We start from the raw sequence: 24,705 nt of genomic DNA, 5'->3' as shown, positions 1-24,705 counted from the left end.
AGCCAGCTTGAAATATGACGGGGATTAGCGATAGACCCGCACCCCGCCCTCCACGCCCGCCGGGCTGAACAACACCTGCCACAGCTGAATGTTGCGCGAACGGAACGCGCCGGCGCAGGCGTTCAGGTAATAGGTGAACATGCGTTCGAAGCGCTCGGAATAACCGCCCATCAGATCCGGCCACGCCCGTTTGAAATTCTCCAGCCAGGCCATCAGCGTGCGATCGTAATCGGCGCCAAAGTTGTGCCAATCCTCCATCACGAAACGCCCTTCGCTGGCCTCGGCGATATGCCGCACCGAAGGCAGGCAGCCGTTGGGGAAGATGTATTTGTCTATCCAGGCGTCGACGTTGAGATCGGTTTGATTGGAACCGATAGTGTGCAGCAGGAACAGACCGTCGGGCTTCAGGTTGCGCGCCGCGACGCTGAAGTAGGTCTCGTAGTTTTTCGGCCCGACGTGCTCGAACATGCCGACCGACACGATGCGATCAAACTGACGATCCAGATCGCGGTAATCCTGCAGCAAGATCTCGACGTCCAGCCCGGCGCAGCGTTCCTGCGCCAGCTTCTGCTGCTCGGCCGAAATGGTCACGCCGTGCACCGAGACGCCGTAGTTTTGCGCCGCAAACTGCGCCAATCCGCCCCAGCCGCAGCCGATATCCAGCAGCGTCATGCCCGGTTTCAACTGCAGTTTTTCGCAGATCATCCTGAGCTTGGCCTGCTGCGCCTGCTCCAGCGTCTGCGCCTCTTTCCAGTAGCCGCAGGAGTATTGCATATAAGGATCGAGCATCGCCCGGAACAGGTCGTTGCCGATGTCGTAGTGCTCTTTGCCCACCTGCCAGGCACGCTTGCGCGATTGGCGATTGAACAGCCGAGCATAGGCGATGCGCGCGATGTCGCTCAGGCTTTTCGGCAGCCGTTCATCGACGCCGGCCTGCAGAATGCGGGTGAACAGCATGTCCAGCCGTTCGCACTCCCACCAGCCGTCCATATAGCTTTCGCCGAAGCCGAGCGAGCCTTCCTGCAAAATGCGTTTGAACAGCGCCGGGTTATTCACCCGGATATCCCAGGCACGCGGGCCGTTGATGGCGACGCCGGCTTCCGCCAACATCTCCTCCACAATGCGATACCAGCGATCGTTCTTCTGGGCGAGTTCATCAACACTGAGCGAATCCATAACAATCCTTGGCCGAAATGTCATTTCAAAAAGCATAGTCGCAAATGAAAATGACAAATTTTTGACGGTAAACACGGGGGTGTTTTTACTCTAGCCAAGGCGAGCAACATCATGAAATGAATAAAAATTATTGAAATCATGCCATTTAGGCATACTTATTTTTCAGCTGTGCCACACTTGTCGTGACAACACTCTGTTCCAGACGCGGGATCCACCGCTCGCGGGTTGCGTCAGCGCCCTGGATTAAGTCGCGGTATCAGTAGGCATTTTTCCGGCGCTGTCGTAATATCTGTTTACATATGTCTGACAGGAGGTTTGCATGCTTACTTTTATTCCCATCGTGATCGTCGTCGCACTGATTGTGGTGTTCGCCGGCGTCAAAATTGTGCCGCAGGGGTTCCAATGGACGGTAGAACGCTTCGGCCGCTACACCAAAACGCTGATGCCGGGCCTGAACCTGGTGGTGCCGTTCATGGACCGCATCGGCCGCAAAATCAACATGATGGAGCAGGTGCTGGACATCCCTTCCCAAGAGGTGATTTCCCGCGATAACGCCAACGTCGCCATCGACGCGGTGTGCTTTATCCAGGTGGTCGATCCGGCGCGCGCCGCCTACGAGGTCAGCAACCTCGAACAGGCGATCGTCAACCTGACCATGACCAACTTCCGCACCGTGCTCGGCTCGATGGAGCTGGACGAAATGCTGTCGCAGCGCGACAGCATCAACAGCCGCCTGCTGCACATCGTCGATGAAGCGACCAACCCTTGGGGGGTGAAAATCACCCGTATCGAGATCCGCGACGTGCGGCCGCCGGCAGAACTGATCGCCTCGATGAACGCCCAGATGAAGGCCGAGCGCACCAAGCGCGCCGACATCCTGGAGGCGGAGGGGGTGCGTCAGGCGGCCATTCTGCGCGCCGAAGGGGAGAAGCAATCGCAGATCCTGAAGGCCGAGGGCGAACGTCAGTCGGCGTTCCTGCAGGCGGAAGCGCGTGAGCGCGCCGCCGAGGCCGAGGCGCGCGCCACCCAGCTGGTGTCCGACGCCATCGCCAGCGGCAACATTCAGGCGGTGAACTACTTCGTGGCGCAGAAATACACCGATGCGCTGCAGAAGATCGGTTCCTCCAACAACAGCAAAGTGGTGATGATGCCGCTGGACGCCAGCAGCCTGCTCGGCTCGATCGGCGGCATTACCGAACTGCTGAAAGAAAGCAAAGGCAAATAATCATGCTCGAACTGATCGCGGCGAATCCGCTGTGGTTCTGGCTCTCCCTCGGGGGCGTGCTGCTGGCGGCGGAAATGCTCGGCGCCGGCGGCTACCTGCTGTGGAGCGGCGTGGCGGCGCTGTTGGTCGGCGCCTTGATCTGGCTGCTGCCACCGCTTTCCTGGGAATGGCAAGGCGTGATCTTCGCCGTCCTGACCGTCGTCGTCGCCTATCTGTGGTGGTACTGGCTGCGTCGCCGCCCGGCGGCCGCATCCGGCGGTTCGCCGGTGCTCAACCAGCGCAACCGTCAGCTGATCGGCACCCGCGCCACGCTGACGGAGCCGATGCACAACGGCATGGGGCGCATCAATATCGGCGACAGCAGCTGGCGCGCGCAGGCGGCGGAAGATCTGCCCGCCGGCACCGAAGTGGAAGTGGTGGCGGTGGAAGGGGTCACGCTGGTGATCCGTGCCCTGCCTTCTTCATCGCGTTAACAAGTGAGCCGGGCTAGCCCACACCCGGCTCACTCATCCTGCCAGCAGAGCGGTATTTTACGCCTTATAATCCACCCACATGCCGTTTCGAACCGTGTAAATCTTGTTCGAAAGCGGGTTGATGGTGAATAATCCGTGGCCCGCGGCAAATGTTGGAGGTAACCAATTATCCACCGTCACATTCACCCTAGGCGACGGAAAGATTATCCATCTACCCGTAACTCCATCGGCAAAGGTCATACGGTTAAAGTTTCCCCCTTGAACATCCAACAAAACGCCTTTCCCGGTAACCATCAGCGTTGCTAAAGAAACATCAATCAGAACCAACCGCAGCGCATCGACCGTTGTTACATCGCCAACGACTTTCGTATTTTGCAGACTCCCGCCGCCGGTAAAGCTCTTTTGCAGGTCGCAATTAGTGAGTCTGGGCATCGACGTAGAAATCACATCGCCACCGATGTAACTATTTAAAATCTTGGCGGCAGAAGAGAGCTGTAGGTGACCCGCAATATTGCCTCTGGATACGGATGAGTTATCGTCACGAATATCTACTCCACCTGCCGTTCTGACAGAGTCTAAATTGACGCGGGCATTAGCCATAACTACAATGTCTTTGGCAAAGACTGTCCCTATAGCCCCCCCATTCGGAGCGGGATCACCAGGTATAATTGAAACATTCGCCGTTGACGAAAGATTCCCGACAGCAGTTGCCGTTGCACCGAAAGTATGAACATGCTCAACCGTACTATTTGTAGAGGCATAGATATTAATCACGCCGGCACCGCCACCTACGGAAGAAAAGTAGCTATTCATATAGCCATATCCATTTCTTTTTTCGGCAGAGTTGGGGGTTTCAACAGTTGCCTTAGTGACTAACGTGCCTTCTTCATGAACTTTTGCCAGCCAATTTTTTGAACCTGATACTCGCCAAGCTTTCTCTCTACAGTCATGAGCCATTAAAGAGTGGATCGTATTGGCGTTAGATTCATCAAACGCCGATCCGGTTGCAGCGGGATAACTGGTAAAGTCGATACCGAACATCATCTCATTGCCACAGAACAGCGCCCTGACGTCATTAAATACGTTATCAAACGTAGAAGCAAAATAGACGCCTGCACCATTCATGTGCATTGAAGAGAGAAATTGAACTCTGGAACCTGAAAGCGTATGCAGTTGACCATTAATCGCTTTACCCGTGTAGCCATCCATATTGTAAATAGTGATGGTATCCAGATCCTGATTACCTTGGGTTGTTCCATACACTAAACCTTTTCCGTCATACTGCCCATTCTGGTTAATGACGACCCAAGGAAGTCTCAACCCAAGATCAGTCTTTGGAATAAAAGAAGACGACTTAATAAATAAGTGGAGAGCACCGGATAGAGAAGTCAACCCGGTGATATTGATAGAGGATGAAATAAATAACCCTACTTGTGCATAAGATCCAGCTTTAGGAAACTCGCTCACCAAAGCGCATTTTTTTTCAATCGCTTTGTTTATAGCCGCCTGTAAGCTTCCGGTGACATCAACATAACTTGATGTCGCCCTATTCGTAGTTTCTATCCCATAATCATAAAGATTAACCGAGCCGGCGATCCTTTCCCAATAGAACCCGGTTGTTTGCGCGACGTGACCACCATCATCAACTTTCACACCAGCGACAGAAATAAAATCTCCGCCACCATATATCCCACCTTCCTTCCACGCGTTAAGTCTAACCCTCACGCCAGCCTGCGCAGGTACATAGGCTCTTAGAGCTTCAAAACTAGGGATAACGGTAAGCGCGGCAACGCTGTCAGAACTGCTCGTCATAGAACCACCTCTTTGAAGTCTGTGCGTCTCAATCGACACAAAGACTTTAAAGTTCGGCCCTTCATTGCACCAAAACAACGGGTTGTGCCACACGCAGGTGGACAACTCGCTGTCCGAATTATTTGGCCGCAGTCACCTGATGACAACACCCCGCCAGGTTATTGATGATGGGGCACTCCGCCCCCTCGTCGCCCGGGCATTGTTCCGCCAGCGTCAACAGGCGCTGGCGCATGTTCCCCAGCTCGCTGATGTGCTTTTCGATCTCCGCCACCTTCTGCAGCGTGCGCGCCTTCACGTCGGCGCTGTGGCGGGCCGGATCGTTGAACAACGCTACCAGTTCGCGGCACTCGTCCAGGTTGAAGCCCACCTGCCGCGCCTGGCGCAGCAGCGTCAGCTCTTCGACATGCTTGGCGGAATAGTGGCGGTAACCGTTGTCGCTGCGGATCGGGGCGGTAATCAACGCTTTCTCTTCGTAAAAACGAATCGTCTTGCTGGTTAAACCGGTTTTTTTCGCGACGTCGCTAATATTCATTTTCCCTCCTTGACCTTACCCTTGCTGGAAGGTTTAAGCTCCATTCTTAGTGAAAACAGGTCCGGCGGTCAACCTTTAAACACCGCCCTTTAAGCAAGGAGTTCAATCATGTCACACACCACTATGCTGGCATTGCAGGGGTTGTCCTGCATGAACTGCGCGCAGCGGGTGAAAAAAGCCCTGGAAAGCCGCAGCGATGTCGAACAGGCGGAGGTTAACGTCCATTACGCCAAAGTGACCGGCGAAGCGCCGGACAGCGCATTGATCGACAGCGTGATCGCCGCCGGCTATCAGGCAGAAGTCGCGCCGCGCGCCGACACCGAACTGCAGCTGAGCGGGCTGAGCTGCATGCACTGCGTCGGCAGCACCCGCAAGGCGCTGGAAGCGGTGCCGGGCGTGTTCGCCGCCGACGTCGAGATCGACAACGCGAAAGTGTACGGCGATGCCGATCCGCAGGCGCTGATCGCCGCGGTGGAACATGCCGGTTATCACGCCAGCGTGGCGGGCGCCGTCGTCCCAAAAACTGAGCCGTTGACTGACGCAACACCTTCGTTGCCGGACGTTCAGCCAGCGGCGCAGCCTTCTCTTCCGGCAACCAACAGCGCGGACGACAGCGTACAGCTGCTGCTCAGCGGCATGACCTGCGCCAGCTGCGTCAATAAGGTGCAGCTGGCGCTGCAAAGCGTTCCCGGCGTGGAGCACGCGCGCGTCAACCTGGCGGAGCGCAGCGCGCTGGTGACCGGCGCCGCCGATGCGCAGGCGCTGGTGGCGGCGGTGGAAAAAGCCGGCTACGGCGCCGAGATGATCCAGGACGAAACCGAACGCCGCGAACGTCAGCAACAGACCGCACGCGCCAACATGAAGCGCTTTAGCTGGCAGGCGGCGCTGGGGCTGGCGTTGGGTATCCCACTGATGGCCTGGGGGCTGTTCGGCGGCAGCATGACGCTGACGCCGGAAACCCAGCGCCCCTGGCTGCTGGTCGGCGTCATTACTCTGGCGGTGATGGTGTTCGCCGGCGGGCACTTCTACCGCAACGCCTGGCGCGCATTGATGAACGGCAGCGCCACCATGGATACCCTGGTGGCGCTCGGCACCGGCGCCGCCTGGCTCTATTCGATCGCCGTCAACATTTGGCCCGATTTCTTCCCGATGGAGGCGCGTCACCTCTATTACGAGGCCAGCGCGATGATCATCGGTTTGATCAACCTCGGCCATGCGCTGGAACAGCGCGCCCGCCAACGTTCTTCGCAGGCGCTGGAGCGGCTGCTCGATCTGACACCGCCCACCGCGCGGCTGGTGACTGACGACGGCGAGCGCGATATTCCGCTGGCGGAGGTGCAGCTCGGCATGACGCTGCGGCTGACCACCGGCGATCGCGTGCCGGTCGACGGTGAAATCGTGCAGGGCGAAGTCTGGCTTGATGAAGCGATGCTGACCGGCGAAGCGGTGCCGCAGCAGAAAGGCCCCGGCGACACGGTGCATGCCGGGACGGTAGTCGACGACGGCAGCGTGCTGTTCCGCGCCGCCGCCATCGGCAGCCAAACCACGCTGGCGCGCATCATCAAACTGGTGCGTCAGGCGCAGAGCAGTAAGCCGGCGATTGGCCAGTTGGCCGACCGCGTCTCGGCGGTGTTCGTGCCGGCGGTGGTGGCGATCGCGTTGTTCAGCGCGGCGGTGTGGTACTTCTTTGGTCCGCAGCCGCAGCTGGTCTATACGCTGGTGATCGCCACCACGGTGCTGATCATCGCCTGCCCATGTGCGTTAGGATTGGCGACGCCAATGTCGATCATCTCCGGCGTGGGCCGCGCGGCGGAATTCGGCGTGCTGGTGCGCGACGCCGACGCCCTGCAGCAGGCCAGCCAGTTGGATACCCTGGTGTTCGATAAAACCGGCACCCTGACCGAAGGGAAACCGCAGGTGGTGGAGATCCTGACCTTCAATCAGGTCAGCGAACAGCAGGCGCTCGGCTGGGCCGCCGCGCTGGAACAAGGCTCCAATCACCCGCTGGCGCGCGCCATCATGGAACGCGCCGCCGGGCAAACGCTGCCGCAGGTGGCGCAGTTCCGCACCCTGCGCGGCGCCGGCGTCAGCGGGGAGATCGACGGCGTGCAGGTGCTGCTGGGCAACGCCGCGCTGCTGAAACAACATCAGGTCGCGGCCGACGAACTGGAGGCGCCGATGCGCGCCCAGGCCGAACGCGGCGTGACGCCGGTGCTGCTGGCCGTTGACGGTAAACCGGCTGCGCTGTTCGCCATTCGCGATCCGCTGCGCGAGGACAGCGTCGCGGCGCTGCAGCGCCTGCACCAGCAGGGATATCAGCTGGTGATGCTGACCGGCGACAACCCGGTGACCGCCAACGCCATCGCCAAAGAGGCCGGTATCGATCGGGTGATTGCCGGCGTGCTGCCGGACGGCAAAGCGGCGGCGATCAAACAGCTGCAGGCGCAGGGCCAACGCGTGGCGATGGTCGGCGACGGCATCAACGACGCCCCGGCGCTGGCGCAGGCCGACGTGGGCATCGCGATGGGCGGCGGCAGCGACATCGCCATCGAGACCGCCGCCATCACCCTGATGCGTCACAGCCTGCACGGCGTGGCGGATGCGGTGGAACTGTCGAAGGCCACGCTGCGCAACATGAAGCAGAACCTGTTCGGCGCCTTTATCTACAATACGCTGGGCATTCCGATCGCCGCCGGCGTGCTCTACCCGCTGACCGGCACGCTGCTCAGCCCGGTGGTGGCGGGCGCGGCGATGGCGCTGTCGTCGATTACCGTGGTCAGCAACGCCAACCGGCTGCTGCGTTTTAAACCCAGGAAGTAAGCTCCGGGGCGCCGTCAAGGCGCCCCGCTGTTTTCCGGGCTTCCCTGCGCGGCGGATAGCGTTTAGCATGAATGACGATTTTCCCTCGCCTTGCACGCGAAAACGCGCACCCGTTATTCAGGAGCCACGCCGTATGGGTCAACTGTTACGCCGCCTCGCCGCCTTTCTCGGCCTGATCTCGCCCAAAAGTTACGCTTATCCGGCGCTGGACATCACGCTGCCGGGCGAGCGTCGGCTCCATCTGGTGGGCAGCATCCATATGGGCACCGTCGATATGTCGCCGCTGCCGCCCCGGCTGGCCGCCCGGCTGCAACAGGCCGACGCGCTGATCGTCGAAGCCGATATCACCGGCGCCGCCTCCCCTTTCGACCACGCAGAGCAACAGCCGGAGCTGGAACAGCGCCTGTCCGCCGAAGAATATCAACAGCTGCTGGCGCTGTGCCACGAATTGGGCGCCGATCCACACGCCTTCGCCACCCTGCCCGGCTGGCAGGTGGCGCTGATGATGCAGGCGCGGCAGGCCCAGCGTCTGGGTCTGCGCGCAGAGTACGGCGTAGATTATCAGCTGCTGCAGGCCGCCAGAGCGCAGGACAAACCGGTGATCGAACTCGAGGGGGCGCAGCAGCAGTTGGCGCTGCTGGAACAGCTGCCGGAAGGCGGCATCGCGCTGCTGCGCGATACGCTGGAGCACTGGCATACCAACGCGCGGCTGCTGCAAACCATGGTGAGCTGGTGGCTGGACGCCAAACCGCGCGGCACGCTGGACACGCTGCCGGCCACCTTCAGCGCCGGGCTTTACGACGTGCTGATGCATCAACGCAATCGCGACTGGCGGCGTCAGCTGGAGGCGCTGCCGGCCGGAGACTATGTGGTGGCGGTTGGCGCATTGCACCTGTATGGCGAGGATAACCTGCCGGCGATGCTGCAGCCGCAGGGGTAAAAAAGTGGCCAATATCGCTATTGGCCAGTCAAAGAGGAATTTCTTGTATTCTAGTTATACGCATAGCAACCGTGTTAACGGTTACAGTAAACAGGGTAGCAACCCGGCGAATATCTTGGCAACCCGCTTTATGTAACAGCCGCTCAGGTTGCCGGGCTGGTTGGATTTTTGTATTTTTAAGGCTGGTTATCACCCTTTCCCCGCCGGGGACATTTTGGACAACACATCATGACGCCCGCAGTCGTTCTGCTTGAGAAACAAAAGGTCGCCTTCACCCTCCATCCTTATCACCACGACAGCGACGAAACCAACTTCGGCGATGAGGCGGTGAGAAAGCTGGGGCTGGATGCCGATCGGGTTTACAAAACCTTGCTGGTGGCGCTGAACGGCGACGCCAAACACCTGGCGGTGGCGGTCACGCCGGTCGCAACCCAGTTGGATCTGAAAAAGGTTGCCCGCGCCCTCGGCGCCAAAAAGGCCGAGATGGCCGATCCGCAGCTGGCGCAGCGCGTCACCGGGTATCTGGTGGGCGGCATCAGCCCACTGGGGCAGAAAAAACGGCTGCCGACGGTGATCGACAGCCCGGCGCAAGCGTTCGCCACCATTTACGTTTCCGGCGGCAAACGCGGGCTGGATATCGAGCTGGCCGCCGCCGATCTGTGCCGCCTGCTGGCCGGCAGCTTCGCCGACATCGCCAAACGCGACTGACGCCGCGTACTCAGCGGCACACCACCGTGGCGTCACAGGCCGCCAGCGTTTCCACCAGGCGGTCCTCCAGCGCCTTCACCTGCGCGCCGGGCACCAGATAGTTATTGCTGATGATGGCGAACGCCAGCGGCCGCCCGGTAGCCGAATCAACATAGCCGCTGAGCGACGATACGCCGGTCATGGAACCGCTCTTGGCGTGAGCGCGCCCCGCCGCCGCGCTTTTCACCATGCGGCTTTGCAGCGTGCCGCCCACCAGCAACCCCGGCTCGCCCGCGACGGGCAAGGCGCGATACCAGTCGGCGAACCACGGCTGTTTTCTGGCCGCCAGCAGCAGCGTCGTCAGCTGTTGCGGCGTGATCTGGTTCATGCGCGACAGCCCTGAACCGTCCACCTGGCGATACGCGTCGGCCGCGATGCCCTGGCTTTGCACAAATCCGTTTATCGCCTGAAGGCCGGCGGCCCAATCCCCTTTGCCCTGCGTCTTGCGGCCCATCGCCTTGGTCAATATCTCGCCGTAGCCGTTATTGGACACTTTCAGGAAGGTGACGACCAGGCGGGAGAGCGGCGGCGAGGTTTTTTGCGCCAGCAGCTGTGCGCCGGCCGGTGTCACGCCCTCTTCAGCGTTGCCGCGCAGGGTGATGCCGTGCGCGCGCAGAGCATGTTGCAATAAAGCGCCGACGACGAGGGCCGGTTGATCGACGGTAATCAATCGCGAGCTGGCCTCCGCCTGCGCGGCGATGGTGCCGCTGACCACGATCCGGTTGCTGCCCGGCCGGCGCTCGTACGTCAGCGCGGTGTCACTGCCGGTGGTGGTGCGATTGACCAGCGTCACCGCGTCATTGGCGGGATAGAAGCTCGCCCGTCCCGGCGCGCCGGCGCGAGCGCCCGGCCGCACATCCACCTGCACCACGTTGATATCGCCGCCGGGGGTAAAGGCGTAGTTCAGCGCCGAGATCGGCGCAGCGAAGGCGAAGGGTTCATCGTCCCAGCTCCAGCCGGCACCGAATGGCGTTTGATCGAAGGCGCCGGCGTCCAGCAACAACCGCCCCTGTATATGACGGATGCCGCGCTGCGCCAGCGCCGCGGCGAAGGTGTCGAGATCGTCCGGATGCAGCGTCGGATCGCCGCTGCCCTGCAGATAGAGATCTCCCCGCAACGTGTCGCCGCGCTGCTCGCCGGCGGTCAACAGCCGGGTTTCAAACCGGTAATCCGCCCCCAGCACGCCGAACGCCGCCAGAGAAGTGAAGACCTTCATGTTGGAAGCCGGCGCCAAACGCTGCTCCGCGTGCGCCTGATACAGCACCTTGCCGCTGTCGGCATCGCGCACCATCACGCCGTTCGACGCCCCGACCAACGCCTTGTCCTGGCCGAGGGCCGCCAGCGCCTGGCTGAGAGTTTGTCCATGACGTTCGCCGGATGACGAACACCCCGCCAGCGCCACGATGGCGGGCAGCAGCCAGCCTGCGGTTTTCAACATGTCATCTTCCTGTTTGCGTTATCAAAACCAAATTGTCGCTCAGGCTATCATTGGAAGGCGGCGGTGGCGAGAATGTCCGGCCCGCTTATCATTCAGATACGCTCAGGCATCGCCAAACGACGCTCGTTGTGCACCACCCGCCACGCCAACAGCAGCACGCAGAGGCTGCAGAGCGACAGCACGGCGCCCAGGTGCTGCGACAGCCCCGCCAACACCAAGCCACCGCCGAGCATCAGGTAATACATCAGGCCAAGGATGGCGCCGGCGGTGCCCATGCAGTCTTTATAATGGCGCAGCGCGCGCGCCAGAATATTGGGAATGGCGATGCCGTACGCCATCACCACCAGCATCATCGGCAGAACGAACCACAAGGTCCCTTCCAGCAGCAGTACCAGCAGGCCGCCGGTCAGCGATAATCCGCAGGCCAGCATCAACAGCGCGGGGAACAGCCAGTGCTTGCCGATCAAAAACTTGTTGATCGCCGCGCCGATGCCCACCCCGGCCGCCAACACCAAACCGGTATAACCGAACCACTGTGCCGGCAGCGCCAACGCCGAGAAGTGGAATGGCGCCAGCTGGTAATAGCTGAACATGCAAATATTGAACAACGCCACCAACAGCGCGCTGAGCCAAATATCCCCGTCCTTGACCATCCGTCCCAGCGTGCCGAAAAATGAATTCTTCACCACCTGCTGCGGACACGTCTCCGGCAGTTGCCAACCGGCATAGCCCAGCAACAGCGCCGCCAACAGCGCCAAACCGCCGAACACCCCCTGATAGCCCCAATAGTGAGTCAGCACTGCGCCGCTCAACACGCCAACCGCCGGGCTGATCGCCATGGCGATCCCCATCACCGAGAACACCCGCGCCAATTCATAACCGTCGAAGCGATCGCGAATCGCCGTTTGCGTCCCGACCGACCCGACCGCCGCGCCAAAGGCGGCCAGCACCCGCGCCGCCAGCAGTACGCTGAAGCTGCCGCTGAACAGCGCAACGAGAGAAGCCAGCAGATAGAGCGTCAGCCCGGCCAAAATAGTGGGACGCCGCCCGATGACATCGCACATCCGCCCCCATACCACCACGCCCAGCGCAAAGGCGAAAAAGTAACAAGAGAGCGTTTGCGCCGCCATTTCCGCACTGACCCGGAAACCGTGCGCAATATGCGTCAATGCAGGGCTGTAGATGGTCTCCACCACCTGGGGAAACATCATCATCGACGTCGCCAACGTCAGCGTCAGTTTACGTTGCATAACAGATCCTGTAGCCAAGAATAGGCTGCACAAGGTAGCATCTGGTCCCAGCGCCGATTACAATATAAAAGACAATAAATTTACAAAATCGGACAGACTATGGCGTGGCTTCAGGCGCAGGACAGTTTTAATCCGGATACGCTCGACAACGGGGTACTCGGGATCGCCGCCGAACTGGCGCAGCACGACTCGGGCACGCATTGGCATGACAGGGGGCAGTTGTTGTTCTGTCAGCAAGGCAGCATGCGCATCACGCTCAACCAAAGCATCTGCATGCTGCCGCCGGGCAGAGTCGCCTGGATCCCGCCGCAGGTGGCTCACCGCGTTCAGGTCAACGGCGTCGTCGGTTACCGTTCGCTTTATCTCGACGCCGATCGCTATGCCTGTCTGCCTGCGCAGCTTGCCGTACTGACAGCCTCGCCGCTGCTGCGCGAGGTGTTGGAACGCATCGCGTTCGCCGCCTTCGACACCGACTGGCAGCATGGGCCTTACGCCAATATTCTGGCGGTCTGCCTGGACGAGATCGCCGCCGCGCCGCGCGAACTGACGCTGCTGCCGCTGCCCAGCGACCGCCGCCTGCGCCATCTGGCCAATCTGGACATGCTTCCGCCGCTGCACGAGTTATCGCGCTATAGCGGCGCTTCCGAGAAAACCATCAGCCGGATTTTCCGCCGTGAAACCGGGCTCGGTTATCAACAATGGCGTCAGCAATGGCGCCTGATCAAAGCGATAGAGATGCTGGCCGCAGGGCTGAGCCAATCCGACGTCGCCGGTCGGCTGGCGTTTTCCAGCGACAGCGCCTTCGCCACTTTTTTCAAGAATATGGCGGGCTGCCCGCCGAGGGCGTATATGGAGAGAAGAAAGTAAGACGCCGTTTAAAACGGCAACGCTGACAAAAGGCGTTGATGCAGTGGAGAAAAGCGAGGGGGGAACGGCGCCCCCGCGACAAGCGAGAGCGCCGTTCCGCGACGCCCCTAGCGATAGACGATTTCGCCCTTCGGCTCGTAGGCCGCCGCATCCAGCGGCGAGTGTTTCTCGATGTACTGCTTCAGCACTTCGGCATCGATAAAGCCGGTGTTGACGTAGCTCGGCAGCCCGTCCAGCTTCGGATAGCCGTCGCCGCCCAGCGCGTTGAAGTTCAGCGTCGCCATGCGGTAAGTTTTATCCGCCTGCAGCGGCTGGCCGTTGATCTTCACCTCGCTGACGCCCTTGCCGTCCGCCACCAGGCTGACGTTGGCGAACTGGGCATAGGCGCCGGAATCCGGCTTCATGTTGGCCACCACCGCCAGATACTGTTCAACCTCGCGGCCTTTCATATCGACATGCACCAACGTGTTGCCGAACGGCTGCACCTTGAGCACATTCTTGTAGGTGATATCGCCGCTTTCAATCGAATCGCGCACCCCGCCACCGCTCATCACGGCGAAGTCGGCGTCGGCGCGCTCCCTCTGCGCCGCCAGCATCACCCGCGCCAGGTTGGTCTGCACGAAGCGCACCTTACTGCGATCGCCTTCAAGCTTGCCGTTGACGCTGCCGATCTTCACGCCCAGCTGCGCCTTGCCCTTATCCTGGAACGGCGTCAGCAGCTTCATCATGGTCGGATCTTCCGCAATCTGCTGGGTGTAGTACACGCGCTCGCTGGTGCCGTCGGCTTTCTCCACCTTCTTCTTCAGGTTCACCGGGATCAGCTGATAATGCACCAGCTTCAGCTCGCCGTTGCGGAATTCGAAATCGGCGCGCCCGACGTATTTGCCCCACTCGTGCGCCTGCACGATCCAGGTGCCGTTCTGACGATCCGGCGAGCATGGCGTGCCCGGTACGTAATCCGCCTGTTTGCGGTTGTCGCCGGCCATGCACACCGGATCCTGCGAGTGGCCGCCGACGATCATGTCGAGATATCCCGCCGGCAGGCTGCGCGCCATCTCCACGTCGCCCGGCGCGTTAGAGCCATGCTCGCCGTTGTCGTAGTGCCCCATATGGGTGGCGGCGATGATCACGTCCGGCTTCTCGTCCTTGCGCAGTTGCTCCACCACCTGCTTCGCTTCCTGCGCCGGCACGCGGAACTCCATGTCGGTGAAGTACTCCGGATTGCCTATCTTGGCGGTGTCGTCGGTCGTCAGGCCGATCACGGCAATCTTGATACCCTGTTTGTCGAACAAGGCATAAGGCTTGAACAGGCGCTGGCCTGTGCTTTTCTGGTAGATGTTGGCGGACAAGAGCGGGAAGGTCGCCCACTTCTCCTGCTGGCGCAGCACGCTCAGCGGGTTGTCGAATTCGTGGTTGCCGATCGCCATCGCGTCGTAACCCACCAGGTTCATGCCGCGGAAGTCCGGCTCGGCGTCCTGCAGGTCCGATTCCGGCACGCCGGTGTTGATATCGCCGCCGGACAGCAACAGCAGGCTGCCGCCCTGCGCCGCCACTTCGCGGCGAATGCCGTCCACCAGGGTTTTCTGCGCGCCCAGACCGTATTCACCGTGATCGTTCTGCCAGAAGTGACCGTGATGATCGTTGGTATGCAGAATGGTGATGGCGTAGGTCTTATCCTTTTCCCAGGCACTGGCGGCCCCCGACAGCAGCGTCAGGGATACGGCCAACGCGCATGCGGTGGTTTTCAGCGAAAAACGCATGGCGGATCTCCGTGTATTAAATGGCTTTTATGATGAGGGCGAAATTGTAGCGCGAATTAATGACAGCTGATTTCAATTTTTTGCGATGTGAGTCTGATTATTTCAGATATGGTAAAAATTGAACGCCCTGCCTAAGATGTCATCTCTGTGCTCAACAACTTATCAGGCTAATAATAATATGACCGACAGTAGCCAAAGCGCGATGCCGCCCGCCAAGGGCAGTACGGTAAAGAGGACCGCTTTCTCCATCCTCGGCGCCATCAGCGTGTCTCACCTGCTCAACGATATGATCCAGTCGCTGATCCTGGCGATTTACCCGATCCTGCAAGCCGATTTCCACCTCAGCTTCGTGCAAATCGGTATGATCACCCTGACCTATCAGCTAACGGCTTCCCTGCTGCAACCGCTGATCGGCTATTACACCGATAAACACCCGCAGCCTTACTCACTGCCTATCGGCATGGGCTTTACCCTGTCCGGCCTGCTGCTGCTGTCGGTGGCGAACACCTTCCCGCTGGTGCTGCTGGCGGCGGCGCTGGTGGGCACCGGCTCATCGGTATTCCACCCGGAATCCTCGCGCGTGGCGCGCATGGCCTCCGGCGGACGACACGGCCTGGCGCAGTCGCTGTTCCAGGTCGGCGGCAACTTCGGCAGCTCGCTCGGCCCGCTGCTGGCCGCGCTGATCATCGCGCCTTACGGCAAAGGCAACGTCGCCTGGTTCACGCTGGCGGCGCTGCTGGCGATCGTGGTATTGCTGCAGGTCAGCAAGTGGTACCAACATCAGCATCGGGCGGCGAAAGGGCAGCCGAAAAGCCCCGCAATGCTGAAACCGCTGCCAAAACGTACCGTCGCCTACTCGCTGGGCATTCTGCTGGTGCTGATTTTCTCTAAATACTTCTATCTGGCCAGCATCAGCAGCTATTACACCTTTTATCTGATACATAAGTTCGGCGTTTCGGTGCAGAATGCGCAAATTCACCTGTTCGCCTTCCTGTTCGCGGTAGCCGCCGGAACCATCATCGGCGGGCCTCTTGGCGACAAGATAGGGAGAAAATACGTTATTTGGGGCTCAATCCTTGGCGCAGCGCCATTTACGCTTATTTTACCCCATGCATCCCTGTACTGGACCGGCATTTTGACGGTGATCATCGGGGTTATTCTCGCCTCCGCTTTCTCCGCCATCCTGGTCTACGCACAGGAGCTGATCCCCGGTAAAGTCGGCATGGTTTCCGGTTTATTCTTCGGTTTTGCTTTCGGTATGGGCGGGTTAGGTGCGGCAGTTCTTGGCTATGTCGCGGATTTGACCAGTATCGAGCTGGTCTACCAAATCTGTGCTTTCCTACCGCTGATCGGCATTATTACCGCGCTACTGCCCAATATGGAGCATAAACCGCAATAACCCCGCGAACCGCCCGGATGAAAGTATTTATTCATCCGGGTTATCCTACGGATAAATCAATGTTATTTGGTTTATCTGGCACAAAACTCCCTCATTGCCGCGCCTTAAGCGAAATCCTCTGCTTTTTTACAAAAAAGGCCAAATTAGCCAAGCAAGCCGCGAACAAATGCAATAAACTAAATGTATCTTTTCGTAACTTTGTTGCGTTTCTCCCGTGCCGCGATGCATAGCCAGAAGGAGTATGGATGCATAATTCAACACCGCTCATCACCACCATCGTCGGAGGGTTAGTACTCGCCTTCCTCCTCGGTATGCTGGCGAACCGCCTGCGCATCTCACCCCTGGTGGGGTATCTGGCCGCAGGGGTGCTCGCCGGCCCGTTCACCCCCGGTTTCGTCGCCGATACCTCACTGGCGCCGGAACTGGCGGAAATCGGCGTTATCCTGTTGATGTTCGGTGTTGGCCTGCACTTCTCTTTGAAAGACCTCCTCGCAGTAAAATCTATCGCCATACCTGGCGCCGTGGCGCAGATAGCCGTCGCTACCCTGCTCGGCATGGGGCTGTCCAAGCTGCTCGGCTGGGATCTGATCTCCGGCCTGGTGTTCGGCCTCTGTCTCTCCACCGCCAGCACCGTGGTGCTGTTGCGCGCGCTGGAGGAGAGGCAATTGATCGACAGCCAGCGCGGGCAAATCGCCATCGGCTGGCTGATCGTCGAAGATTTGGCGATGGTGCTGACGCTGGTATTACTGCCCGCCTTCGGCAACATGCTGGGCAACGACAACGCCAGCAGCGGCCAGCTGCTGATGGAGCTGGCGCTGACCATCGGTAAGGTCATCGCCTTCATTGCGTTGATGATCGTGGTCGGCCGCCGCCTGGTGCCGTGGATCCTGTCGAAAACCGCCAGCACCGGCTCGCGCGAGCTGTTCACCCTGGCGGTATTGGCGCTGGCGCTCGGCATCGCCTACGGCGCGGTGAAGCTGTTCGACGTCTCCTTCGCGCTGGGCGCCTTCTTCGCCGGCATGGTGCTGAACGAGTCCGAGCTGAGCCACCGCGCGGCGCACGACACCCTGCCGCTGCGCGACGCGTTCGCCGTGCTGTTCTTCGTCTCGGTTGGCATGCTGTTCGATCCGATGATCGTGATTAACGAACCGCTGGCGGTGCTGGCGACGCTGGCGATCATCGTGTTCGGCAAATCCGCCGCCGCGTTCCTGCTGGTGAAAATGTTCGGCCACTCCAAGCGCACCGCGCTGACCATCTCCGCCAGCCTGGCGCAGATCGGCGAGTTCGCCTTTATTCTGGCGGGCCTCGGCATCGCGCTCGGCATGATGTCGGAACACGGGCGCAATCTGGTGCTGGCCGGCGCCATTTTGTCGATCATGCTCAACCCGCTGTTGTTCACCCTGCTGGAGCGCTATCTGGCCAAAACCGAAACCATCGAAGAGCAAATCCTCGAAGAGGCGGTGGAAGAAGAGAAGCAGATCCCGGTGGACATGTGCAACCATGCGCTGGTGGTCGGCTACGGCCGCGTCGGCAGCCTGCTGGGCGGCAAACTGGCCGAGGCGGGCATTCCGCTGGTGGTGATCGAGAACTCCCGCCCGCGGGTGGAAGCGCTGCGCGAACAGGGCATCAAGACGGTGCTGGGCAACGCCGCCAATCCGGAAGTGATGGATCTGGCGCGGCTCGACTGCGCGCGCTGGCTGCTGCTGACCATCCCCAACGGCTATGAGGCCGGCGAGATCGTCGCCTCGGCGCGCGCCAAGCGGCCGAACATCGAGATCATCGCCCGCGCCCACTACGACGACGAAGTGGCCTACATCACCGATCGCGGCGCCAATCAGGTGGTGATGGGTGAACGGGAGATCGCCAACAGCATGCTGAACATCCTGCAGCTGGATACCCTGAGCGAAGAAGAAAAAATGGGGGGCTGCCCGATCTGAGGCACCGCGCACAAAAAAAGGTCCGGCATGCCGGACCTTTTCTTTTTCAGCGGGTTAACGCTCCCAATAGGACTCTTCCAGGCTGTCTTCGCGCTCCGGCAGGCCACGAGTAAGACGCGGCGAATGCTGGTTCAACACCTGGTAGCTGACGCGGTTGGCGTATTTGCACACCTGCGCCAATGAGGAGTATGTCAGGTAACTGCGCACGTGCTTGCTGGAATTCGGCACGTTGTGGCGGTGATAGCCGTTGGCGGCGATATCGTGCAGCAACGCCGACAGTGCGCCGTCGCCGGCGCCGTTGGTGTTCATGATCTTCTCCGGCCCGCCCATATACGGCGCGATGTGCGAGTAAACGCGCAGCGGTTGCTCACAGTGTTCGCGGCGCATGGCGCGGCTGAACTCGTAGCGGTTGAACTCGGCGATATGCCCCGGCAACAGCGGGTGCTGGGTCTGACGCTTGTTGGCCTCTTCGGTATAGCCCGCCATATACAGGCCGTTCGGCCCGGCGGTGCACAGCACCAGATCCACCCACTCCAGCGCCATGTCCGAGGCGGTCAGCGGATCGCTCAGCCCGGTCAGCTCCAGCGCTTCGTCTTCGTTCATCGCCAGAATGGTCACATTTTCCTTCAGGAAGTCGCGCCACCACTGCGGGTTGTCGGCGATCACGTACTTGGTGCCCAGGGTCAGCACCACCGGCACATCGTGCTTTTTAGCGTATTTGATCGCCTGCAAGGTCGCGTCCTTTATCGGCTCCCCTTCCTTGCAGCGCACCAGATAAGAGCTCAGCACCAGCGCCGACGCGCCGGCGATCACCTCTTCAGGGATGCTTTCCGGGCGCAGCTGGTTCATCTGGCCGGGGTTGATGGCGAAGGTGCGCTCGCCGCTTTCGCCGATCAGCGTGAAACAGCGGCCGATGGCGCCGTCAACGCCCTGCAGATAGTTAAGATCGGTGCGGCTGGAGGTATTGCACAGATAACGGTAGGCGTAGCTGCCGATTTTCACGTTGCTGCACATCACGCCGAGCAGCACCGAGCGATCGTCCGCCAGCACCGAATAGTTGTGCATGGTGTTGCCGATGGTGCCGCCGGCGAACTGATGGGTGACCAGGTTGTTTTCATTCAATTCCTGATACAGCGCCTCGGCGACGTCATCTTCGATCACCAGAGAGTGGCCCAGGCTCAGGCCGTAGCGCTGGACAAAAGCGTCGTCCACTTTCGCCTCGATATCCACCAGCGTCTGGTCGATGCCGACGATATACGAGGTGCTGATTTCACTTTCGGGCTGGGCCTGCTGCAGAAGCGGATCGCGGGCGCTCACCGGGAAATAGTGTTTGGACTTGCGTTTACCAGGAAATTTCATGTGATTGGTGGTGGTGGCGGTTTAACAAGCGGAGAATGTTAACACATCCCCGCCCGATCACGATGCATCTAATAGACAGATTATGGATGATTACAGACGCTGCGCCACCAGTTGCTGCATCATGTCAATATGCGCCGGCTCGTCGTTCAACGCTGAGATGTATTCAAACTTCTCGCCGCCGGCCTTAAGGAAGATCTCGCGGTTCTGCTCTTTAATCTCTTCCAGCGTTTCCAGACAGTCCGCCGAGAAACCGGGGCAGATCAGCTGAATGTGCTTCACGCCCTGCGCCGGCAGCCCCTTCAGGGTTTCATCGGTGTACGGCGTCAGCCAAGGCTCGCGGCCGAAGCGCGATTGGTACGTCATCATCACCCGCTCCGGCGCCAGCGGCAGCGTGGCGCTCAGCGCTCGCAGCGTATCCTCGCAGCGCTGCGGGTAGTCGTCGCCCAGCCGCGCATAGCGCTTGGGGATGCCGTGGAACGACAGCACCAGCCGATCCGGCTGGCCGTGTTCGGCGAACGAACGCGCCACGCTTTGTTGCAGCGCGGCGATATAGGCTGGGTGTTCGGCGTAATCGCGAATGAAGGCCACCGACGGCAAGCGGCGATAGCCTTTCAGCACCCGGGCTACGCCGTCCCATACCGCCGCGCTGGTGGAACAGGAATATTGCGGATAGAGCGGCAGCACCACCAGGTTGGTCACGCCCTGCGCCAGCAGCTTGTCGATGGCTTCCGCCAGGCTCGGCGAACCGTAGCTCATGCCCAACTCCACCGGCGTATTCGGCATGCGCGCCGCCAGCGCCCGCTGTTGGCGGCGGCTGTACACCAGCAGCGGCGAACCCTCTTCCATCCACACCGACTGATAGAGTTTCGCCACGCGCGGCGAGCGGATCGGCAGGATCGCGCCGTTTAGGATCGGCCACCAGATCAGCGGCGCCGTATCGACCACGCGATCGTCACTGAGGAATTCCTTCAGATAGCGTTTGACCGCCGACGAGGTCGGCGCATCTGGCGTGCCCAGGTTCACCAGCAATACGCCGTGTTTCTCTTGCTTCATCTCAGTTCCCCTCATTTCCTTTCCGGCCGGCATTCCGTTCTGGGTCGGGATGTCAGCAGCCATTAATGCCGGCTATTGTAACGGAAAAGTCCTGCGTCGAAACCGATAACAGCAACAGGCTATGCCTGTGGGCATCTTCCTTGCGCCAGCTGCCATACCGCCGCCACGTTGCGCGCCGTCACCTGCAGATTGCGATCGGCGTCCGCCAGCGCGTCTTCCAGCGTCACGATGCGATCGAGCACCGAAAACGCTGCATCGATGCCGTGTTGATGCACCACCGAATAATCCGGCGTCAGGCTGCCGGCGATGGCGATCACCGGCACGCCGTGACGCTTGGCCACCCGCGCCACGCCGATCGGCGTTTTGCCGTGAATCGACTGGCTGTCCAGCCGCCCTTCGCCGGTGATCACCAGATCGGCATCGCGCACCGCCTCATCCAGGCGCAGGGTTTCAGTGACAATCTCGATGCCCGGTCGCAAGCGCGCGTCGAGCATGCCAAGCAGCGCCGCCCCCATGCCGCCCGCCGCGCCCGCCCCTGGCTGGGTCAGCACGGCGCGGCCGGTTTCCCGTTCCAGCAGCTCGCCGTAGTGATGCAGCGCCGCATCGAGCTGCGCCACCATCTCCGGCGTCGCCCCTTTCTGCGGCCCGAATACCGCCGACGCGCCCTTTGCGCCGCACAGCGGGTTATCCACGTCGCAGGCGGCGGTTACGCTCACCCGCTGCCAACGCGCGTCCAGTCCGGCGAGATCGAGGTGCGCCAGCTGCGCCAGCGCCGCGCCGCCCATTGGCAGCGGGTGACGAGCCTTATCCAGCAATTTAACGCCCAGCGCCTGCATCATCCCGGCGCCGCCGTCGTTGGTGGCGCTGCCGCCGATGCCGAGAACGATCGCCTTCACGCCGCGATCCAACGCCGCCAGCATCAATTCGCCGGTGCCGTAACTGGTGGTAATGCGCGGATCGCGCCGGTTGGGCGGCGCCAGATGCAGCCCGGAGGCGGCGGCCATTTCAATCACCGCGGTTTCGCCGTCGCCCAACAAGCCATAGAACCCCTGCACCGGATCCCCCAGCGGGCCGGTGACCGTCACCTGAACGATTTCACCGCCGGTGGCCGCCACCATCGACTCCACCGTCCCTTCACCGCCGTCCGCCATCGGCAGCTTCACGTAGTGCGCCTGCGGGTAAATCTGACGGAATCCCCGCTCGATGGCGTCGGCGACGCCGAGCGCGCTCAGGCTCTCTTTGAAAGAATCCGGGGCAATAACCACTTTTTTCAGCGTTTTCATCACTGTTCCTTATCCCGCCAGGTTAAATACGCCAAACATCAGCGCCGAGATTGCCGCGATGGTGAACCCCACCAGCGTTTCATACGGCAACAGTTTGAGCCGCTCGTGCACAGCCATATTGACGCTGCCGCCGGTGGCGTGGAAGAAGCTGCCGTGCGGCAGGTGATCCAGCACCGTGGCGCCCGCATGGATCATCGCCGCGCCGGCCAATCCGCTCACCCCCAGCTCAAGCAGCGTGGAGCTGAACACCCCGGAGGCGACGGCGGTGCCGGCGGTGGTCGAGGCGGTCGCCATCGACATCAGCGCGCCGGACAGCGGCGCCAGCAGCCAGGCCGGCAGCCCGGTGTGCGTCAAACCTGTAATCAAGACATCCTTCAGCGCCGAGTTGGCGATAATGCCCGCCAGCGTGCCGGTGCCGAGCAGCATGATCGCCACCGGCGCCATGCGCGACAGGCCGGAGACCATAAACTGATTGCACTGACGAATGCGCCCCATCAGCAGCGCGCCCGCCAAACCGCCGGCCGGCAGCGCGATCAGCGGATCAACGGCGATACCGGCGATCGGCCGCAGCGACAGCAGCAGGATCGCCACCAGCGGCGCGCTGATCGCCGCAGCGAAGCCCGGCCGCGCCCCTTCGGCATGCTGAGTCAGCTCTTCAGCCATCACCCTGCTACCTTTATCGCTCAGGCGACGCGCCAGCAGATAGGCCACCACCAGGCCGCACAGCCCCGGCACGATGCCGGCCATCATCACCGAGGTGAGCGGCACGTGGAAGTTGTCCGCCGCCGCGATGGTGTTCGGGTTGGGCGACATCACGTTGCCGGCCTTGCCGCCGCCGATCATCGCCAGCAGGATCGCCGCACGAGAAATGCCGGCCTTTTGGGCGATCGACAGCGCGATCGGCGCGACGGTGATCACCGCCACGTCGATAAACACCCCCACCGCCGTCAGGATCAGTGTAGCCACCGCCAGCGCCAGCAGCGCGCGGGTTTCGCCCACCTTGCGTACGATAGTTTCGGCGATGGTGTGCGCCGCGCCGGATTCGATCAGCACCCCGGCCAATACCCCCGCCGCCAGAATGCGCATCACGGCGTTGGTGATGCCCTGCGCCCCGCCGATCATCAGCGTCACGGTCTGCACCAGATCGGCGCCGCCGCACAGCCCGCCCGCCAGCGCGCCGGCAATCATGCCGTAAGCCGGTGGAACCTTGCGTAGAATCAGGACGATGGCGACGGCTAACGCCACCAGCGCCCCCAGAGTGGATACGGTTGTCATTGTTGTTTTCTCCGTGGTTGATGTGCAGGCCAACATATCCCGCGCGCCCGGCGTTGGCCTGAGGGGAAACAACAAAAAATCGCCGAAGGAACGGCGCGGAATTTGTGGGTTGGCACAACTCAGTCGTGCATCAGCATGCCGATATACAACCGCAGAGAGTCAGTTAATTGATTGATTTTCATACCGGTTATGGCTTCGATGCGCTGCAGGCGATAGCGCAGGGTATTGACGTGAATATGCAGCTGCGCGGCGGCCTGCGTCTGATCACAATTCTGCGAAAAATAGTGGCGCAGCGTGGCGCGCAGCACGCCTTTTTCATCCTGTTCCTCCAGCGTCCGCCAGGGGCGCCCCAGCTCTTGCGCTCGCCAGTCCTCCCCGAGATCGCACAGCAGCGACGGCAGCGGATAGTCGTGGTAGAACAGCGTGGCGTGACGCAATTTCAGGCGCTGCGCCATCGCCTGGGTGGCGCGCGCGGTCAGGCTGGAGCGGTGGGCGCTTTGCGGATCGTCGTAGAAACCGCCGACGATCAGCCGCACCCGAAAGCGGTGCTTGAGCTGGTTTTGCAGACGCTGCGCCTGTTGGCGCTCCAGCTTCAGGCTCCACTCGCCTTGCGCCATGCTGGCCGGGCGCAGCAGGGTCATTTCATTGAAGCCGGTAATGGCGATCAACGCATCGCGCTGGGTGGCCTCCAGCTCAGCCAGCAGTTCGCGCAGCAGGTGCGGCTGCGCCTCTTGCAGCTCGACGATCCAGACGATGCGCGCCTGGCGCAGATCCAATCCCAGATACGCCGCCATCGCTTCCAGCGACGCCGTGTTCGGCTGCGGCTGCAACAGCTGGTTCGCCAGCTCTTCCCGGTAGCGTTTTTCCCACTGGTGCTGATCCAGCAGCGCCGCCTGCTCCACCATCATCTCCGCCGCCATTTTGACCAACTCGGCGTAGGCGCGCACCTCGGCCGGCTCGCCGGAAATGCCGATCACTCCCACCCGCTGATTGCGAAAGCTGAACGGCAGGTTGATGCCGGGCCGCACGCCCTTCAGGTGTTCGGCGGTGGCGCGATCGATTTCCACCACCCGATTCTCCGCCAGCGCCAGCACCGCGCCTTCATGACGCTGGAACAGACGCTGTGGGTTGCCGGAAGCGATGATCACGCCGTTGCTGTCCATCACGTTGACGGAATGGCTGATGATGCCCATCGCCCGCTGGACGATCTGGCGCGCGGTGGCTTCCGCCAGAAGTTTGGTCTGTCTGAGCATGCCCGGCTCCCTGCTGAGGATGAAAACGCAGGCTTGTTATACGCCATTTGGCGCGGGCGATTAACGGTCACGGCCGCAACAAGCCGCCGCGATCACAATTTAACGG

At 61.1% G+C, this 24,705-nt stretch carries 19 protein-coding genes; 8 read left to right on the top strand and 11 right to left on the bottom strand.

Annotated elements, in window-relative coordinates; genetic code table 11:
* Window positions 1-24 precede the first annotated feature (24 nt).
* Entirely contained in the window at window positions 25-1,176 is a 1,152-nt protein-coding gene (gene cfa / locus ACSBQS_RS01240) for a cyclopropane fatty acyl phospholipid synthase (RefSeq protein WP_108680257.1), read from the bottom strand.
* Window positions 1,177-1,495: 319 nt separating this feature from the next.
* On the opposite strand from cfa, the gene ACSBQS_RS01235 reads away from it, so the two are divergent.
* Window positions 1,496-2,401 carry an SPFH domain-containing protein gene (locus tag ACSBQS_RS01235; RefSeq protein ID WP_004940203.1) on the top strand — a complete coding sequence of 302 codons (906 nt, stop codon included), beginning with the start codon at window positions 1,496-1,498 and terminating at the stop codon, window positions 2,399-2,401.
* 2 nt (window positions 2,402-2,403) lie between these two features.
* A complete protein-coding gene (locus ACSBQS_RS01230) occupies window positions 2,404-2,874 on the top strand; it encodes an NfeD family protein (protein WP_046897484.1) in 471 nt (156 codons plus the stop codon).
* Between the two features lie 57 nt (window positions 2,875-2,931).
* On the opposite strand, the gene ACSBQS_RS01225 is transcribed toward ACSBQS_RS01230, so the two are convergent.
* The gene (locus ACSBQS_RS01225; RefSeq protein ID WP_434989500.1) at window positions 2,932-4,686 is read right to left on the bottom strand and encodes a hypothetical protein; all 1,755 of its coding nucleotides are present in this window, start codon (window positions 4,684-4,686) and stop codon (window positions 2,932-2,934) included.
* Window positions 4,687-4,804: 118 nt separating this feature from the next.
* Complete coding sequence (gene cueR, locus ACSBQS_RS01220) at window positions 4,805-5,218, bottom strand: Cu(I)-responsive transcriptional regulator (RefSeq protein WP_046897486.1); 414 nt, start codon at window positions 5,216-5,218, stop codon at window positions 4,805-4,807.
* A 108-nt stretch (window positions 5,219-5,326) separates the two neighbouring features.
* On the opposite strand from cueR, the gene copA reads away from it, so the two are divergent.
* From copA to ybaK, 3 genes are all read left to right on the top strand, one after another.
* Window positions 5,327-8,038, top strand: coding sequence for a copper-exporting P-type ATPase CopA (gene copA, locus ACSBQS_RS01215; RefSeq protein ID WP_197666216.1), 2,712 nt, complete (start codon window positions 5,327-5,329; stop codon window positions 8,036-8,038).
* A 133-nt stretch (window positions 8,039-8,171) separates the two neighbouring features.
* Window positions 8,172-8,978 carry a TraB/GumN family protein gene (locus ACSBQS_RS01210; protein ID WP_033641125.1) on the top strand — a complete coding sequence of 269 codons (807 nt, stop codon included), beginning with the start codon at window positions 8,172-8,174 and terminating at the stop codon, window positions 8,976-8,978.
* 228 nt (window positions 8,979-9,206) lie between these two features.
* Complete coding sequence (gene ybaK, locus ACSBQS_RS01205; RefSeq protein ID WP_004940240.1) at window positions 9,207-9,686, top strand: Cys-tRNA(Pro)/Cys-tRNA(Cys) deacylase YbaK; 480 nt, start codon at window positions 9,207-9,209, stop codon at window positions 9,684-9,686.
* A 10-nt stretch (window positions 9,687-9,696) separates the two neighbouring features.
* Here ybaK and dacB read toward each other — a convergent pair whose 3' ends face one another.
* Window positions 9,697-11,163 (bottom strand): D-alanyl-D-alanine carboxypeptidase/D-alanyl-D-alanine endopeptidase, encoded by a 1,467-nt coding sequence (dacB, locus tag ACSBQS_RS01200; protein WP_434989496.1) that lies wholly within the window; start codon window positions 11,161-11,163, stop codon window positions 9,697-9,699.
* A 92-nt stretch (window positions 11,164-11,255) separates the two neighbouring features.
* Complete coding sequence (locus ACSBQS_RS01195; protein WP_047025741.1) at window positions 11,256-12,413, bottom strand: MFS transporter; 1,158 nt, start codon at window positions 12,411-12,413, stop codon at window positions 11,256-11,258.
* Window positions 12,414-12,512: 99 nt separating this feature from the next.
* Here ACSBQS_RS01195 and ACSBQS_RS01190 point away from each other — a divergent pair, with 99 nt between their 5' ends.
* Window positions 12,513-13,280 carry an AraC family transcriptional regulator gene (locus ACSBQS_RS01190; protein WP_047025742.1) on the top strand — a complete coding sequence of 256 codons (768 nt, stop codon included), beginning with the start codon at window positions 12,513-12,515 and terminating at the stop codon, window positions 13,278-13,280.
* Window positions 13,281-13,387: 107 nt separating this feature from the next.
* Here the strand turns inward: ACSBQS_RS01190 and ushA are convergent, their stop codons facing one another.
* Complete coding sequence (gene ushA / locus ACSBQS_RS01185; RefSeq protein ID WP_033642120.1) at window positions 13,388-15,040, bottom strand: bifunctional UDP-sugar hydrolase/5'-nucleotidase UshA; 1,653 nt, start codon at window positions 15,038-15,040, stop codon at window positions 13,388-13,390.
* A gap of 178 nt (window positions 15,041-15,218) precedes the next feature.
* On the opposite strand from ushA, the gene ACSBQS_RS01180 reads away from it, so the two are divergent.
* Together ACSBQS_RS01180 and ybaL are read left to right on the top strand one after the other, a co-directional pair.
* Window positions 15,219-16,439: an MFS transporter gene (locus ACSBQS_RS01180; protein WP_033651115.1), complete on the top strand. Its 1,221-nt coding sequence runs from the start codon at window positions 15,219-15,221 to the stop codon at window positions 16,437-16,439.
* A 245-nt stretch (window positions 16,440-16,684) separates the two neighbouring features.
* Entirely contained in the window at window positions 16,685-18,376 is a 1,692-nt protein-coding gene (gene ybaL, locus ACSBQS_RS01175; RefSeq protein ID WP_025160055.1) for a YbaL family putative K(+) efflux transporter, read from the top strand.
* A 54-nt stretch (window positions 18,377-18,430) separates the two neighbouring features.
* On the opposite strand, the gene ACSBQS_RS01170 is transcribed toward ybaL, so the two are convergent.
* The 5 genes from ACSBQS_RS01170 to ACSBQS_RS01150 form a co-directional block, all read right to left on the bottom strand.
* Entirely contained in the window at window positions 18,431-19,735 is a 1,305-nt protein-coding gene (locus ACSBQS_RS01170; RefSeq protein ID WP_197749692.1) for an inosine/guanosine kinase, read from the bottom strand.
* A 90-nt stretch (window positions 19,736-19,825) separates the two neighbouring features.
* Complete coding sequence (gene hemH, locus ACSBQS_RS01165; RefSeq protein WP_047025744.1) at window positions 19,826-20,788, bottom strand: ferrochelatase; 963 nt, start codon at window positions 20,786-20,788, stop codon at window positions 19,826-19,828.
* 119 nt (window positions 20,789-20,907) lie between these two features.
* The gene (locus tag ACSBQS_RS01160) at window positions 20,908-22,071 is read right to left on the bottom strand and encodes a glycerate kinase (protein WP_197749694.1); all 1,164 of its coding nucleotides are present in this window, start codon (window positions 22,069-22,071) and stop codon (window positions 20,908-20,910) included.
* 9 nt (window positions 22,072-22,080) lie between these two features.
* Window positions 22,081-23,346, bottom strand: coding sequence for a GntP family permease (locus ACSBQS_RS01155; protein ID WP_042783808.1), 1,266 nt, complete (start codon window positions 23,344-23,346; stop codon window positions 22,081-22,083).
* Window positions 23,347-23,465: 119 nt separating this feature from the next.
* Window positions 23,466-24,599 carry a sugar diacid recognition domain-containing protein gene (locus tag ACSBQS_RS01150; protein WP_197666214.1) on the bottom strand — a complete coding sequence of 378 codons (1,134 nt, stop codon included), beginning with the start codon at window positions 24,597-24,599 and terminating at the stop codon, window positions 23,466-23,468.
* Window positions 24,600-24,705 lie beyond the last annotated feature (106 nt).

The organism is Serratia sp. H402Y, assembly GCF_051172415.1.
GTDB lineage: Bacteria > Pseudomonadota > Gammaproteobacteria > Enterobacterales > Enterobacteriaceae > Serratia > Serratia ureilytica.
The sequence above is the reverse complement of the archived record's forward strand: the minus strand, read 5'-3'. Positions and strand labels throughout refer to the sequence as shown.